General features: G+C 50.1%; 13 protein-coding genes. 9 read left to right on the forward strand and 4 right to left on the reverse strand.

Annotated elements, in window-relative coordinates; all coding sequences use genetic code 11:
* Position 1: 1 nt before the first annotated feature.
* Genes F459_RS0101105 through hydG form a run of 3 tightly spaced genes read right to left on the reverse strand, consistent with a single transcriptional unit; the run spans position 2 to position 3232 of the window.
* A complete protein-coding gene (locus F459_RS0101105; protein ID WP_020610890.1) occupies positions 2-1411 on the reverse strand; it encodes an aspartate ammonia-lyase in 1410 nt (469 codons plus the stop codon).
* On the reverse strand, positions 1408-1713 hold the full coding sequence (locus tag F459_RS0101110; RefSeq protein WP_020610891.1) for a hypothetical protein: 306 nt from the start codon (positions 1711-1713) through the stop codon (positions 1408-1410). Before F459_RS0101110 ends, F459_RS0101105 begins: the two co-directional genes overlap by 4 nt.
* Positions 1700-3232 (reverse strand): [FeFe] hydrogenase H-cluster radical SAM maturase HydG, encoded by a 1533-nt coding sequence (hydG, locus tag F459_RS0101115; RefSeq protein ID WP_020610892.1) that lies wholly within the window; start codon positions 3230-3232, stop codon positions 1700-1702. The genes F459_RS0101110 and hydG overlap by 14 nt, the downstream gene beginning before the upstream one ends.
* A gap of 310 nt (positions 3233-3542) precedes the next feature.
* Between hydG and F459_RS0101120 the strand changes: the two genes are divergently transcribed.
* The 6 genes from F459_RS0101120 (at position 3543) to F459_RS0101150 (ending at position 11431) form a co-directional block, all read left to right on the forward strand.
* Entirely contained in the window at positions 3543-4547 is a 1005-nt protein-coding gene (locus F459_RS0101120; protein WP_020610893.1) for a substrate-binding domain-containing protein, read from the forward strand.
* Entirely contained in the window at positions 4544-6310 is a 1767-nt protein-coding gene (locus F459_RS0101125) for a sensor histidine kinase (protein WP_020610894.1), read from the forward strand. The genes F459_RS0101120 and F459_RS0101125 overlap by 4 nt, the downstream gene beginning before the upstream one ends.
* Complete coding sequence (locus F459_RS0101130) at positions 6303-7832, forward strand: helix-turn-helix domain-containing protein (protein WP_020610895.1); 1530 nt, start codon at positions 6303-6305, stop codon at positions 7830-7832. Before F459_RS0101125 ends, F459_RS0101130 begins: the two co-directional genes overlap by 8 nt.
* Before the next feature lie 222 nt (positions 7833-8054).
* Complete coding sequence (locus F459_RS0101140) at positions 8055-9368, forward strand: ABC transporter substrate-binding protein (protein WP_020610897.1); 1314 nt, start codon at positions 8055-8057, stop codon at positions 9366-9368.
* 102 nt (positions 9369-9470) lie between these two features.
* Positions 9471-10604, forward strand: coding sequence for a carbohydrate ABC transporter permease (locus F459_RS0101145; RefSeq protein WP_020610898.1), 1134 nt, complete (start codon positions 9471-9473; stop codon positions 10602-10604).
* A complete protein-coding gene (locus F459_RS0101150; RefSeq protein ID WP_020610899.1) occupies positions 10601-11431 on the forward strand; it encodes a carbohydrate ABC transporter permease in 831 nt (276 codons plus the stop codon). The genes F459_RS0101145 and F459_RS0101150 overlap by 4 nt, the downstream gene beginning before the upstream one ends.
* A gap of 131 nt (positions 11432-11562) precedes the next feature.
* Here the strand turns inward: F459_RS0101150 and F459_RS0101155 are convergent, their stop codons facing one another.
* A complete protein-coding gene (locus tag F459_RS0101155; protein WP_020610900.1) occupies positions 11563-11871 on the reverse strand; it encodes a helix-turn-helix domain-containing protein in 309 nt (102 codons plus the stop codon).
* A 217-nt stretch (positions 11872-12088) separates the two neighbouring features.
* Here F459_RS0101155 and F459_RS22005 point away from each other — a divergent pair, with 217 nt between their 5' ends.
* From F459_RS22005 to F459_RS0101170, 3 genes are read left to right on the forward strand one after another with little or no spacing between them, the layout of a single operon-like run.
* Positions 12089-13690 (forward strand): methyl-accepting chemotaxis protein, encoded by a 1602-nt coding sequence (locus F459_RS22005; protein ID WP_020610901.1) that lies wholly within the window; start codon positions 12089-12091, stop codon positions 13688-13690.
* A gap of 9 nt (positions 13691-13699) precedes the next feature.
* On the forward strand, positions 13700-14146 hold the full coding sequence (locus tag F459_RS0101165) for a chemotaxis protein CheW (RefSeq protein ID WP_020610902.1): 447 nt from the start codon (positions 13700-13702) through the stop codon (positions 14144-14146).
* Between the two features lie 19 nt (positions 14147-14165).
* Complete coding sequence (locus F459_RS0101170) at positions 14166-16283, forward strand: PAS domain S-box protein (protein WP_020610903.1); 2118 nt, start codon at positions 14166-14168, stop codon at positions 16281-16283.
* Positions 16284-16340: the final 57 nt, after the last annotated feature.

The following is a 16340-nucleotide window of genomic DNA, read 5'->3' on the forward strand; positions in this document are numbered from 1 at the left end:
CTTACTCCTGGGGTGTGCCGAGGCGGGTGACCGCCTCTGATGATATTGCCTGTGTAAACTGCGCATCGCTCAAAAGCCCAAGCCCAACCGCGGCTTCCCTGAGGGTCGAACCCTTCTCTTTTGCAAAAAGAAGGAGCTCTTCGGCTTTTTCATAGCCGATAGAGGGGATGAGAGCGGTGGCTATGGCGCTGGCCCCTTCAAGGTGGCGTCCTATTTCATCGCTGCGGGCCTTAATCCCTTTGACGCAAAACTCCGCCAGGACCTTGCTCGCCGAGCTCAGCTCGCCGATGCCGGAAAGCAGGCAGTGGGCGATAAGGGGGAGAAAAGGGTTGAGTTCAAGATTTCCCGATGAGGCGGCCAGGGTGATGGCCTGATCGTATCCCATATACATAAAGGCGCTTTGCACCACAGCCTCGGGAATGACCGGGTTGATTTTTCCGGGCATGATCGAGGAGCCCCCCTGGCGGGGGGGCAGCGTTATTTCGCAGAACCCCGCCTGGGGCCCGGAAGAGATAAGCCTCAGATCATTTGAGATTTTGACCAGGGTCGATGCGTAGGCCTTCAACAGGCCCGAGACCTCGACGAAAACGTCTGCATTCTGGGTTCCGTCGATCAGATTTTCCGCCCGGGCAAAGCCGATACCGGTGAGCCCCCTGAGCTTTTCGGTTACCTGCATGATATAGCTTCTGGGGGCTCCCAGTCCGGTACCGATTGCCGTTCCTCCGAGATTTACCACTCTCAGCCGTTCTTTCGTTTTGTATAAACGCCAGCGGTCCCTGGAGAGGACGTCGGCATAGGCCGACATCTCCCTCCCCAGGGTGGTAAGAACGGCATCCTGAAGCTGGGTCCTCCCAATCTTCACGATAGAGGCGAACTCCCGTTCCTTTGCCTGGAAGGCCTCCTGGAGGGCGACAATCTCCTTTTCCAGTACTTCGATAAGACGGATTGCCGCAAGCCGCAGGGCTGTAGGGTAGGTGTCGTTGGTAGATTGATGGAGATTGACATCGTCGAGTGGTGAAATGACCTGATAGGAACCCTTCGGAAGGTCGAGAATTTCCAGGGCCCTGTTTGCGATCACCTCGTTGACATTCATGTTGGTAGATGTTCCCGCTCCTCCCTGAAGAGCGTCGACAATGATACTCTCGTCGAATTTCCCCGCTGCCACCTCACCACAGGCCTGTTCAATGGCCTCTCCTTTTCGGCTCTCCCAGGTCGCAAGGGCACGGTTTACCTGGCAGGCGGCCAGTTTCACCATGCCGTAGGCGTGTATCAGTTCCGGAGAAACCGACTGTTTTGAAATAGGAAAATTGACGGCGGCCCTTCGGCTGTGGATTCCCCAGTAGGCATCCCGAGGAATATCCATTTCACCGAGCAGGTCCCGCTCCCGTCTGGTTTCTCCGTCCATCGTCATTGCTGTACTGCCACCCTTTCTTTTAAAGATTCCGCAAGAGCCAAACAGAGCTCCTTCCACTGCTCAGGGGAAAGACGCAACTCATCGGCAAGGAGACCCCAGCCGGAGCCAAGATCCCTGCGGTTCCGGCCGGTCAGCACCTCTGAAGTCCCGACGGTGTAGGCCCACCGCTTTCCGAAAATCGAGCAGATCCATACATGTTGACCAAACTCACGCTCCAGCCATACCGTTACCTGCCGCAGGGCCGAGAGCCTGTCCTGATTTTCATCGAAAAGGGTCCCGATCCGATCAGATATAGACATCCCGTTCTCCCGCCTCGGTGCGCCTTACCATCTCCTCGAAGGTCGCAAGAAGCGTCCCCTTCTTGAAAAACGGCTCGTTCCGAATCTCTTCCATTTCCTTTGCGATCACCTTTTCCCCGACCTTCTTTGTCGCAGGGGAGGCAAAATCATCCAGATATTCACGGAAGGTGAGTACCGCATTGAGCTTGCAGAACTTTCCCTCTTTGCAGCTTTTCAGCAGCCCCATGATCTTGTCGCCTGTTCGTCCGCATCGATATCCTGCGGTACAGAAGGAAGATATCATCCCCATTTCGGCGAATTCCCTCATCACCGCGTCGAGGCGGCGGGTTTCCCCCAGGGTAAACTGCTGGATATCCTGATCCTGTTCGTAGGGGTAGTCCTCCCGCTCCTGCAGGGCCTTGAGGGTCTCTGTATAGCCGCCTATACCGATTCGGGTGGAGGCATCCGTCTGGGTGCATCCAACCTTGATCACCTCTTTCTTTATGCCGGGGGCTTCTCTCGCCGTTACAATCAGCCCCGTGTAGGGGACTGCAAGACGCAGGACGGTAACAAGCTTCTTGAAACTGGAATCGTCGACAAGATAAGAGGAGTTTGCACTGAAATCTGATCCGCTGGCGGGAGTCATTCTCGGAAAGGAGATGGTGTGGGGTCCGATCCCGAAATGATTTTCGAGGTCGATGGTGTGCTGTAAGAGTCCCATCACCTCGAAGCGCCAATCGTAGAGACCGAAGAGGGCCCCCATGGCAACATCGTCGATCCCCGCATCCATGGCCCTGTGCAGTGCATAGAGGCGCCAGCGATAGTTTCCCTTGAGGGTTCCGGCCGGGTGGAGGGATGCATAGGTTGGTTTATGATAGGTCTCCTGGAAGACCTGGTAGGTTCCTATTCCCACTTCCCACAGCTTGTGGAGATCCGCTATGGACATGGGAGCGGCATTTACGTTGATCCTTCGAATCTGTCCGAAGCCCTTACCCCTGCGGGCAGGCTTTTTGACCTCGTAGGCGGCCCTGATGGTATCGCACATATAGTTGACATCGGAGAGGGGGTGCTCGCCGTAGACAATCATCATCCGCTTATGCCCTTCGGTCACCATTACCTCTGTCTCTTGCTTTACCTCTTCCATGGTCAGGCGCCGTCGCTTTTCGTGGCTGTTTTCCGCACGAAAGCCGCAGTAAAGGCAGCTATTTACACAATAGTTCGAACAATAGAGGGGGGCGAAGAACACGATACGATTATCGTAGACCTTTTGCTTGACCTTCAGGCCGGTTTCGTACATCTCTTCCCAGAGATCATCATCTCTTACATTCAGAAGTACAGCGGTTTCTTCCGGTCCAAGTCGTTCAATCGCAAGCGATTTTGCGAGGATATCCCGAATCCTCGTCTTATCTGACTTCCTGTTGTTCTGCAGTAAGCTCTTGATCTCTTCTTCATCGATGAAATCCCTTCCGTTTTTGAGGTATCTATCGATCTCATCCTGCTTGATAACCTGTGCCGTCCATTCTTTTACGCTCAGCGGCATACGCTCCCTCCTTGTTTCGCTTTTTTTCAGGGGAGCTTATGAGACAGCTACTACAATAATGTTTGGAAACAGATAATAATCGGCTGCTTTGGATCTTCATTCTCGTCCCCTGACGTCAGAACTTTTTTGCTCCTCCGCTTTAGGTCTAATTTTCACATTAGTATAATTATTCTGATTATAATAATCAATAGCGTCACATAAATAGTATGTACATGATGTTTCATGTGAACGATTTGTAAACTATATATGCATCATGATTTATCTTCCATCCTCAAAAGCCATGTTACAATAACACTGGTGGTTTCCGGCGATGTTCACAGAAGGACGACTGTCAAAAAAGTTTCTCGTGTGGCTGGTTATTTTTGCAGCTGTTGCTCTCCTTATCTTTTATCTTTTCTTCGAGATCGCTCAGGATCCGAAGGAAAAACCTGACTGCCATCTTGCCTTCCTTGTGAAACGGACGGACATGCTCTGGTATCGTTGGGAAGTGGACGGATTCATTTCCGTCTGCAGGGAACTTGGTGCGGACCCGCTTATCCTCGACAATCAAATGGACCACAACAGAACTCTGTCGAATTTGAGTGCCGCGGTCAACAGAGAGGTGGATGGAATTGCCTTAAGCACTCCGGACTGCCGGCTCGGCCGCCTTTTGGTGGACCAGGCCTTTTCGGCAGATATCCCCCTGATCTCCGTCGACGAAAAGCTGACGGATATGAGTGGACGGCAGTTGGCACCTCATATTGGCCCCGACAATCTTTCCCTGGGAACCCAGGGCGGGTACTGGATGAAACGGCAGCTGGAAGCCCGGGGATGGCTGCATGATTATCGCAGGAATGTTGGTTTTCTGCTTTTAGGCTCACAACGAGATGCCGGAATCGAACAGCGACTTCGGGCTGCCTGCCTCTTGACCGATCCCCTCTTTTTACCTTCAGGCTATTACAAGCGATGGTCGGAAGAGTTCGATAAGAGTGATCTTACCGGCGCGATATTGAAGATGCATGCCATGCTGGCCCTGCACCCCGAGATTACGAACTGGGTGGTCTTCGTCGGCAACAACGCTGGGGCTTTGGGCGTATATGCCGCCCTCTGTCAGCTTGATCTTGCCGAAGACTCCCTCGTCTGCGGGCTTTATCCCACTTCCGCTCCTACAGCGATACCGCGGGAGAATATGGTACTGGCCTATGGGGACGGTTTTGCCATGGGTGCAAAGGCAGCCAGGATACTCTATCGCCATGTGACGGAGGGTACCCCCATACCCCCGAACACGGAAATTCCCATGAATATAGGAGAGGCTTTGGAGGAAGAGCACGAATGAAATCCCGTACCATTCTTCTTCGTCTGACCCTGAGTTACTTTCTCACGATTCTGTTGATCATTCTGCTGATTTCAGCCGTAATTACCGCCATCTTTTCCTCTCAGATAAAAGAAAATGCCGTGAATCAGATGGATGTCCGCATTTCCCGAATATCCGGAGATATCGAAGAACAACTGCTGCAAATCATTCGGGGCTGCGATGAAGTCAAGAATAATCCTTATATTATCAAACTTCTTACCGGAGTCGCTATGGAAGAAAAAAACGCGGATGCCCTTCTCAAGGATTATGCCGCGGGTATCTCCGGGACCGGGTTGGTCGGCCGGATGGTCCTTATCAATAGAAACATGGAAATTCTGGATGGTGTATACCGAAGGATCGTGTATAGTAAAGCCATTCTTCAAAGTGATGATTTCGCACGATTCCTTACTGGCCATTATGTCTACTATTTTTCACCGCCCGAAACCTTTCCCGAAACCATGCCTCATGGCGACGGGGATCAGCCTCATCTGATCCTGTATCAGAGACTTCTTGACGATAACTATTTTTTGATGGGATATCTTGTTTCAGTTCTTCGCAAAGGGATTCTTTTCCAGACAATCTTCCAGCAAAACCGAGACCGTCTATTTACCTCCCTCGGCATCGTTGACAACCATGGTACCGTCATATATCGTACCGGCAAGCTGCTCGATGATCCTCAGGTGGCGGAAAGGGTGGGGCGGATTTCCGGGGAGAGCCCTGTTTCCCTCAAAATTGGTTCGGAACGCTATTTGGCCTTTGTTCGCCCTGTCCAGCTGGTTCATTGGTCCGTCGTGGGCTTCGTTCCCTATCAGCGCCTCAATCATAATCTCAGGCTGGCCCTTTTTTATATATCGATTATAGGCCTCGCGTTCATTGTCTTTGCCTTTCTTATCAGCTATTCCGTTGCCAGTGCCATCACCCGTCCTCTATCGGCCCTCACCTCCGCCATGCACGCCTACGACAGCGAACAGGTGCTGAAGCCCATAGATATCAAAGCCGAAGGTGAAATTGCCTATTTGGTTTCTGTCTACAACCGGCTGGTTAACAGCGTCAATGAATCTATAAAAAACATCTACCACGAGCAGGAAGAAAAGAAAGAAGCCGAATTGCGTTCTATCCAGTATGAACTGGATTTCCTTCAGGCCCAGATCAACCCCCATTTCATTCACAACACCCTTAACGCCATAGGAAGCCAGGCTGAGGAGGCGGGGAACATGGAAATTTATGAAAGTCTTAAGTCTTTCAATGCCCTGCTGCGCGCTGTCCTTGGTGGCATGGAGGACCTTATCCCCCTTGAAGAGGAGTGCTATCTGGTGGAGCGCTATAGCACTATTTTGCACTTGCGTTACGGAAACAGCTTCAGGCTGGAAACTGATCTTTCCGAAGAGTGCGGAAAGGCATTGGTTCCGAGGCTCATCTTGCAGCCTATCGTTGAAAATGCCCTCTTTCACGGGATCGGAGTGACCGCAGAGAGGGAAGGTGTCATTCTCCTCAGTTCCAGGAGGGAAGGGGACCATTTGCTTCTCTCGGTCTCCGATGATGGAAAGGGAATGAATCGGGAGGAATTGGAGCGATGCAAGAACAGCTCCGCCGACAAGGGACATTTCAACAGGATCGGTATAGGAAACATACGGGAACGGCTTGCCATTTTGTACGGCGAAAACGGAACATTGGATATTCAAAGCCGGGAACATGAGGGTACAAGGGTCGTAATCGTAATCCCTTGGGAGTGTGAAGATGAATAAAGTATTAAAAGTATTAATTGTCGAGGATGAAAAAGCTGCAGTCGATCGAATCCTTCGGATGGAACTTTGGAATGGCCCGGAGTTTACCGTGGGCGGAGTGGCTCCGGATGGGAAGAAGGGCCTTGAGATGTTCTTCTCCGTCTCTCCCGACCTGATTCTCACGGACATCGCCATGCCTGTTATGGACGGTCTTGAATTCATCGAGCAGGTGAGAAGAGAAGATCGCTATATTCCCATTGTCATACTCAGCTGCTATGAAAGTTTTTCCTATGCAAGACGGGCGATCCGACTGTGTGTCGCCGATTACCTTCTGAAGGATTTTCTGGATGAACAGCGTCTCTACCACGTACTGAAAGGAGCCCTCCCTGTTCCTCATCGCCGGGCCCCTTCCGGTCAGGAGTCTCCCGGACCATCGAGGAGCGATCTTTTTGGCCGGGCTCTTTTCGGAGAACAGGGGGATCCGCTTAGTTTTCATTCATGGTGCCGGTTCCGGAAAAATGATGCCCCTTTCAGACTCTTGTTGGTCGGTGGATATAGGCCCGAACGCGAGTCCGAATGCTTTACCGAACGGCTTATGAATGTGGGGCATCCCGAAACTCTGGATTGGGTTTTCTTGGGTGATGAAAAGATCCTCATTCTTTTTACCGGAGATCTCTGGAATGATCGTGTGGTGGAAGAGAGCGTCGTTGCGCTGCGGAATGAACTTGGCAATACAAAGGAAATTTCTTTGGTTCTCGGCAATTCCTTCGCGGAGCCGGAAATGTTGCCGGAAGAATATCGGAAGGTAAAGCATCTGGCTTCGTATCGGCTTTTTTTCGGCGCCAATTGTATCATCACTCCCGCCCTCGTGGAGCCTGTTGCCGATCTTTCTCCTCAACAGATTGACAGAAGGATGAAAAATATCGAAGAGCTTTTGACACAGGAAAAGTATCAGGAGGCTGCGGAAAAAATCGGAAGACTCTATCGCCGTGATCTTGCGGGAATGATGCAGTATCACTATGTCTCCGAGCTCAATAGACGCCTGTTGTCCTTGCTTCACCGGGAGCGGAAACGCATCGGCTTGGATGAGTCGGCAGAACTTCCCGTCGCCGAGCTGGAAGCCGCTGATACCCTCCAGGAGATTGCCGATTGGTTTCGTGCCCAATATACCCTCTTATCGGGCGAAGCAGGGAAGATTGTCTTTCCTCGGGTAGGCAACCGCAAAATTCGTCTTGTTCTGGACCTTATCCGGAAAGAGTATGCAAAGGAGCTTTCATTGGAACGCGTGGCCGAAAGGGTCGATATCCATAAGGTCTACCTCAGCAGGCTTTTTCGGCGGGAAACCGGCTACACCTTTTACGATTTCCTGCAGCGATACAGAATTTCCCTGGCTGCGGAAAGGCTGAGGCATTCCGATGTGAAAATTGGTGATCTTGCCGCCGAAGTCGGCTTTCACCATCCTGACCAGTTTGCTTCGGTTTTCAAGAAGATCACCGGGGTTACGCCCTCTTCCTTTCGTAATCATCCGATTTCTTTCAGGTAGTGGCTGGGAATTCCGGGAATGGAAAGCGTTGCCTGATGAAGGTCTGAATAATCACCAATATTCGGAACAGTAATAAAAATTTGACAGGCTCTTATGTCGGGAGTACAATGCAATGAAATTAAATCTTTGTGGGGTAAGGAAATAAGTTTCTTTTTCCGGGAAAAAGTTAATATTCCAGGGTTTCCCGGAAAACTCTTTCCCCCACGCTGAGAAGGAGTGCCTATGAAAAAAAGCATTGGATTACTGATTGTTCTGAGCCTGATGGTTTCCGCCGGCCTGTTTGCAGGCGGTCAGGAGGAAGAAAAGGCCCCTGCCTCTCCCATGGATGTAGAGCAGGTTGTTCTCACCGACAAGGCTCCATCGGGGGATTTGGAACTGTTCTCCTGGTGGGCCGGTGACGAGGCCCCTGCGTTGGAAGCGTTGATCAAGGTGTATGAGTCCAAATACCCAAATGTCAATGTCATTAATGCGACGGTGACCGGAGGTTCCGGTGTAAATGCCAAGGCCGTTCTGAAGACCAGAATGCTGGGCGGCGATCCTCCCGAAACGTTCCAGGTCCATGCAGGCCAGGAGCTTATCGGTACCTGGGTAGCGGCCAATCGTATGCTCGATCTGACTCCTCTCTTTGAAGAAGAAGGGTGGATGGATGTTTTTCCGAAGGACCTGATCAATCTGATTGGAACAGATAAAGGTATCTGGTCTGTACCCGTTAACATCCATCGTTCCAATGTCCTGTGGTATATTCCTGACAACTTGAAAAAGTGGGGTGTTGAGGCTCCGAAAACATGGGATGACTTCTTTACCGTCGCCGAAACGCTGAAAAGTAAGGGTGTTGTCCCCCTTGCCGTGGCTCAAACATGGACGGTAAACCATCTGTGGGAAAGTGTCGCCCTGGGCGTACTGGGGGCCGACGATTATGATGCACTCTGGAACGGAGAGATTTCCTGGACAGATCCCAGGGTCGTTAAGGTGTGGGAGACGTTTGGAAAGATCCTGTCCTATACCAATACGGATGCCGCTTCCCTTTCCTGGCAGCAGGCAACCGACATGGTGGTCATCGGCGATGCCGCTTTTAACGTAATGGGTGACTGGGCGGCTGGATATCTCTCCACCACCCTGAATATCGAACCCGGTTCCGGCTACGGCTGGGCCCCATCTCCCGATACCAGCGGTGTTTTTATCTTTCTGGCCGATAGTTTCGGATGCCCGAAGGGCACGAACAATCCTGATGCAACACTTTCCTGGTTGAAGGTCTGTGGTTCTAAAGAGGGGTCCGATACCTTTAATCCTCTTAAGGGATCCATTTCCGCTCGTACCGACAGTGATCTCAGCCTGTATAATGTCTATTCGCAGTCGGCGGCCAAGGATTTTGCCAAGGACCGGATTGTCGGATCTCTGGCCCACGGCGTGGTTGCCAACGAAGGTTTTATGAATGATTTCTCCACCGTCATGGAAATGTTCCTGACCAGCAGAAATGCCCAGCAGGCGGCAAATGCCTGTCAGGCGATTGCCATTCAGAACGGGATAGGTAAGTAGCGGAAATTTTGCCGCACAGTCTATGTTGTAATATCCGGTCCGCCGACCGATTATCTTGTCCGGCGGGCCGGCCTTCTTATTTTTGCAAAGCGGACGGATAATATGGCACACAGCAAAAAGCTCAAAAACCGGTCGGACATGGTTAAGGCAATTCTCGTACTATTGCCTTCGGTCGTTTTAGTGGCCGTCTTCGTTTACGGTTTTATCTTTAATACAATATATGTTTCCCTGACGGACTGGGGACAAGGGGCCGGCCTTGCGGAACATCCTGTGAAACATTGGGTCGGTCTCGGCAATTATCGACAACTTTTTTCGGGATTCATCTACGGCCGTTTCAGACAAGATCTGGTCAATACTTTTTTTTACTCTGTTATTCTGCTGGTCGGAACACTTTTTTTAGGTTTTTTGCTGGCGGTGCTGCTTGATAGAAAAATTCGGCATGAGGGCTTCTACCGAACGATTTTTCTTTATCCCATGGCCCTTTCTTTCATCGTTACAGGGACAATATGGCGATGGCTTTTAGCACCCAACGGAGGACTTAACCTGCTGCCCACCTTCCTCGGTCTGAAAAAAGGGGAATTCCTCTGGATCAGCAGTCGTAAGGCTATTCTGACCTTCAATTGGCAGCATCTCCTTTCTATTCTCTTTTTTATTGCAGCTCTGGTTTTCCTTATGTTGCTTTTGCGGGCCGTTCGTAACAGAATCCACCGGAAGATGGTTATTCATTCGGCTCTTTTCTCGTCCTCACTTCTCCTTTGTGCTATAAGCAGATGGCTTCTCCCTCCGCTTCTTCCCTTCGAGGAGATCCACGGCTTTAATCTGGCTACCCTGGGAATTCTCCTCGCCGCAATATGGCAATATTCCGGTTATACCATGGCGCTCTATCTAGCCGGGCTCAGGGGCTTGCCTGAGAGTATCCGTGAATCATCCCGTATGGATGGTGCTGGAGAGTTTACCTATTACTGGAAGATTGCCATCCCCAACATCAAGCCGATTACCCTCAGCGCCGTGATCATTCTCTCTCATATTTCCCTGAAGATGTTTGATCTCATCTATGCCATGGCGGGGGCGGACAACGCCAATACCGGTCATCCCTCGGTAAACATGTATCTGACAACCTTCAGGGCCAATCAATTTGCCATGGGAGCTGCGATCGCCGTTATTCTGTTCATTATGGCGGCGCTCTTTGTCATTCCCTATCTGATGCACTCACACAAACAAAGGAGAGAGGGATGAGACTTCGACATAAGCTCTCCAAGCAGAGGTTTTTTCTTTACTTTTTTCTCGTTCTTGGGGTTCTGCTTTTCCTTGTCCCCATGTATATGGCACTTATCACCTCGTTAAAAGATCCGGCTGAGATTAATTTGGCCCGGGCGTGGTCCCTGCCGAAACGGCTGAACTGGAAAAGCTATATCGATGCATTTGATCTTCTACGCCCCAATTTTTTGAACAGCGTCATTTTGTCGGTAACAGCGACCCTTATATCGGCACTGGTAGGAGCCGTCAACGGTTTCGTTTTTTCGAAGAATCGTTTCTCCGGAAGTGAGTTGATATTCTCCTTTCTTCTATTTGGGATGTTCATCCCTTATCAGATTATTCTTATTCCTCTCTTTCAGGTTTTACGAAGTATCGGCCTGTACGGTTCCCTCGGCGGCTTGATTCTTGCCCATGTGATTTACGGGATTCCCATCGTTACGCTTATTTTTCGAAATTTTTATGATCAGATCCCCAACTCCCTGGTCGAATCCGCAAGACTCGACGGCTGCGGGTTTTTTTCTCTTCTTATTCGCATGTTTATCCCTCTTTCCGCTCCTGCCTTTGTTGTCGTCGGGATCTGGCAGTTTACCCAGATATGGAACGAGTTCCTTTGGGGGATTACCCTGACAAGACCGGAGGCAAACCCTATTACCGTCGGCCTCTCAAAGCTGGCAGGCGGCCAGGCTGTAAGTTGGAATCTGCCCATGGCCGGATCCTTCATTGCAGGATTACCGGTTTTGCTGATCTACATCATCCTCGGTAAGTATTTTATTCGGGGGCTTCTTGCCGGTTCGGTAAAGGGGTAACCCTCTTTTCTGTTGCGAATATTGGTGATTCCTTCTGCTTCCCGCGGCTTTGTTTGCCACCAATTTTCGCAACAGTAGAAAAACCCCGGAGAGTGAGATCCCGGGGTCGCATTACGTGCACTATACCTTGCCTAATCGAGCTCTTTTATAAGCTCCTCTAAACGTCGTTTGATATATTGTTTGACCACATATTGTGCGTTTCCGGCATCAATGGGCTGAAAGTCTTTCATGGGATCATAAAACAGCTCGTAGGGGCGAATTTCCAGAGCAACACACAGTTTATCGATTGTTGCGGGAGAGGGGAACCTCCGACCGGATTCCAGACCTGCAATATAATTGGCCGAAAGGCCGCACTTTTCCGCTACGGAAGACTGTGATTGCCCCGTTGTATTTCTGATCCGGCGTAGGTTTTTGATAAAAATCTGCTGAGTTTCTGTCATACTATCTCCTTTGGTTTGTACAGCTCTGTACTTCACCATAAGGGAAAATCCTTCCATTCTCATCTACTAACTGTATGCAAAATAATACTAGTACTTTTACACTTCGGCACGCTTTTTCCCAAATAAAAAGATGCCTGCCTGGAAAATTCATTGACAATATTCCTATTAGACACATACTATGACTAATGGTTATACGTTGTCATTTCGGGAGGATATAATGGGTATACGGGCTAGGCTTCTGGTTGGTTTTTTGCTTGTTGCATTCATGTCTTTGCTGGTTGGAATTGTCGGTCTGCGAAACATGCGTGTTATTAATGATGCCGCCGATACCATGTATGAAAACGAACTATTGGGGCTTTCCTATATAAAGGAAGCAAATCTCAATACGCTTTATGCTGTACGTGCGGAAAAGAATCTTTTGTTGGCCGATTCTTTTGAACTGAAAAATCAGTATGCCTCAGCCTGGAAGAAAAGCGTGGAAACGGTAGATGAACTTCTTGCCGAGGCTGGAAAACGATTTGTCACCGAGGGGGGACAGGCTGCCGTTTCCAAGGCCCTTGACGGCTACAATAGCTGGCTCCCTCTCACAACGCAAGTCATTGAGCTCGGCTCTTCACATGATATGGAGAAGATCATTGCTGCCAAGAAGCTCTCCATGGAAGCCGCTCGAACACAATTTGATAGTATGGACAGTGCCTTAACCGATGCTACGGACAGAAAGGAGAATAATGCCCATTCCATTGCCGAGCAAACAAGCGCACTTTATCGATCCAGTGTCATTCTTATGGCCTGTGTCATTGTTGCGGCTGTGCTTTTGGGCGGGATCATAGGATTTCTCCTTTCCAATTCTGTTCTGAGGACAGTTGGAGGTGAACCTGTTCTCGTTGAGCAAGTTGCCGATAAAGTGGCTGCGGGCGATCTCGAGATTGATATATCGGCGGTGGAAAAGGCCACGGGAATACGGCGTTCGCTTCTTTTGATGGTGGAAAATCTTAGATCGATTGTCGCTGATATACAGAATGCTACCGCTCAAGTTGCGACGGGAAGTGAAGAGATCAGTTCTACCTCTGAGAATTTAAGCCAGGGATCTGCCGAACAGGCTTCGGGAGCCGAAGAGGTATCAAGCTCGATAGAGGAGATGGGGGCCACCATTAAACAGAATATGGATAATGCCGCCATGACCGAAAAGATTGCATTGCAGGCTGCAACAGATGCGGCAAAAGGGGGTACGGCAGTTGGCCAGGCCGTTCAGGCGATTCGTGAGATTTCCGGTAAGATCGGTATTATCGAGGAGATTGCCAGGCAGACAAATCTCCTGGCGTTGAATGCCGCCATTGAGGCTGCCCGGGCGGGCGATGCAGGTAAGGGATTTGCCGTTGTTGCAAGTGAGGTTCGGAAACTGGCAGAACGTAGCCAACATGCTTCCGCGGAAATCAGCAGTCTCTCCAAGACGACGGTTGATACGGCGACCCAGGCCGGAGAGCTCATTGATAAGATTGTTCCCGATATCCGTAAGACGGCGGATCTCGTTCAGGAGATATCCGCCGCTTCCAGGGAGCAGGGCACAGGGGCCGATCAGATTACCAATGCAATGGTACAACTTGATACCGTTATACAACAGAATGCATCATCGAGTGAGGAATTGGCATCCATGGCAGAGGAGCTTTCGGGGCAGGCCAGTGCATTATCCGAGACCATAGCCTTTTTTCGGCTCAAAAAATCTGAAGAGGCCAACGGCCCCTCTCAGGGAAATAAGAAAGGGGAGGAGCGCGTGACGGCCATTGTTCCGGCTGTTCCGGCGGATTTCGAAGAGCTGTAGGAGAGAATTATGCCCATAGACAACAGCAGTCAGTATCTTACCTTTAGCATTGAGGAAAGTGTATATGCCATTCCCATTGCCTCAGTTCGAGAGGTTCTTGAACTGCAACCCATAACAAGGCTCCCCGGAAGCGATGATTCTGTTCTGGGTATCATAAACGTGAGAGGCAGAAGTGTTCCTGTTTCCGATGTACGGGTGCTTTTCGGCCTTCAGCCACGTAGGGTCTCGGGGGATAATGTCATCATCGTTCTTGAAACTATCTCGAAATCGGAGATGAAAACCGTTGGAATGCTCACAGATGCTGTCCATGAGGTGCTTGAGATTTCAGACTCTGTCATCGAGGAGCAGCCGGTAATGGGAGATGCAGCCGGTGAGAATTTCATAAAGGGCATTGGGAAACAGCATGATCGGTTCATCGTGATAGTGGATATTGATCGGATGTTCGGTGAAACATAGCGGCTATGGGAACGTAGCAATGAAAGAAAGGAAAAAACGACTTCTTTTGGTGGAGGATGAGGCGATAACGGCCTTGGCAGAAACAAGATTTCTGGAATCCATCGGTTATGAAGTGCTTCATGTCTTTTCTGGTGAGGCAGCTCTTGAAGCGGTAACACCGGAAATTGATTTGATTTTGATGGATATCGACCTTGGGCCGGGAATATCCGGAACAGAGGCCGCATCCCGTATTCTAAAAAAACGTGAATTGCCGATTCTCTTTCTGAGTTCCCATTCCTCACAGGAGATGGTTCAAAAGGTCAGGAATATCACCAGATATGGTTATGTCGTTAAAAACTCAGGCTATTTTGTGCTCCAGGCCTCTATCGAGATGGCTTTTACCCTGTTCGAGGCGTGTGAACAACAGCGGCAAACACTCCGTTATTTTCGAAGGGCCGAAGAAGTTTCGGCCATGGGGCATTGGCGAATGTCCAGGGATAGAGAACACTTTCTCTTTTCCGAAGGGGCTGTGGCTATCTGCGGCTTACCCGCTCCTCTTTTTTCCGTGACGAAGTTTCGCCTGCTTGTTTTGCCTGAGGATCGAATACTGCGGGAGCAGGCATTGGAGCGTGCAATTCGCGACAAAACGACATACAAGGCCGAATATCGAATAGCCAGGCCCGACGATGGCCGGGTCATCTGGATACGCTCGATAGCGGATGTCGAGGCGAGCGGTGAAATCGTTTTTGGCGTTTTACGTGATATAACAGATCTAAAAAAGCTTGAAAATCCGACTTTGGTTCAGCCGTACGGAGTGAGTGAGAAAAATCACTACTACAATCTTTTTGATGAGAGCTCCTTGCCTATGTTCATGCTCGATCCCGAGGATGGTTCGATTGTCGATGCAAACAGGGCGGCGTCGGAATTCTACGGATGGTCGATGGCTAGCCTGTGTCAGATGAAGATGGCCGATATCAATATTCTTCCCTTTGCCACGGCGAAAGCGGAAATGCGATCCGCCGTCAAACTGCGAAAGAACTTTTTTTTCTTCTGCCATCGAAAGGCGGATGGGAGTACATGCGAAGTCGTTGTCATCACCAATCCGGTAAGAATCGAGGGGAGATCCTATCTTCATTCGATTATCATGGATCTCTACTCACCACAATCCGAGGAACTTGAAAAGGCCAGGCGCTATTGGTATCTCGCGGAGTTTTCCGGAGCCGTTGTCTGGACGATTGATCTTGAGCATGAAACGCTATCCTATATCAGCCCTTCCGTTGAAAAAGTGTTCGGTTTTACGGTAGAAAGCGCAAAGAAGCTTGGAATGCGAGGGCTTCTGACTCCCGATTCCTATGATGCTCTTATGGCGGATTCAAAACGGGAAGGACCGCAAATCGGGTTATATCAACACTATCGTTCGGACGGCTCAATAGCGGATATTGAGATAACGGCAATCGCCGTTACAGGTAAGGCTTGCCGCTGCTGCGAAATTGTGGGGGTAAGCAGGGATATATCGGCAAGGCTTGCCGCCGAACGAGAGATTGAGAAGCTGAATGATACAAATAAACAACTCTTTCAGGAGGTCCAGTATCGGATACGGTATACGCTGCTGGTTATCGCAGATCTCCTAAAGATTGAGGAAAAAGCTCTGACGGTTGAGACTGCGTATGAGGCCCTTGAAGATGCGCGGAAGCGGGTTTCCTCATTGAGTGTTTTCTACGATAAGCTTTTTACATTTCCAGATTACCGGGTTGTTCCCGTTCGTCCCTATATCGAAGAACTTTTGCGATACTTCTCGTCTCAAAGTAAAAAGCGTCATATCGAGATCGAAGGTTATGTTGAAGATCTTACGATGAACATTCAGCAACTGTTTCTCGTCAGTATCCTGATTCAGGAACTTGTAAACAGTGCAGGCAAACATGCCTTTCAAAATATGGAAACGGGCCATATTAGCGTGACAATCATTAAGCTGGCTTCTTCTTCCCTTGAGGTGGTGGTAAGTGACGACGGGGTCGATACCGATGAAGAGCCTCACTATCCCTCGGCTATCGGCCTGGGGATTATCACCGAGGTGGCAACCATGCTTTCCGCCACCGTGGAATCCCGGACCTCCTCCGGCACTACCTACAAAATTCGCATTCCCTTAAGCTCCCAGTAGGGCCATTGGCTCGGTATGTGACCCACTGCGAAGCATATGACAATTTTTTGCCTTTAC

Origin of the sequence: Sediminispirochaeta bajacaliforniensis DSM 16054 (genome assembly GCF_000378205.1) — a bacterium.
Classification (GTDB): Bacteria; Spirochaetota; Spirochaetia; order DSM-16054; family Sediminispirochaetaceae; genus Sediminispirochaeta; species Sediminispirochaeta bajacaliforniensis.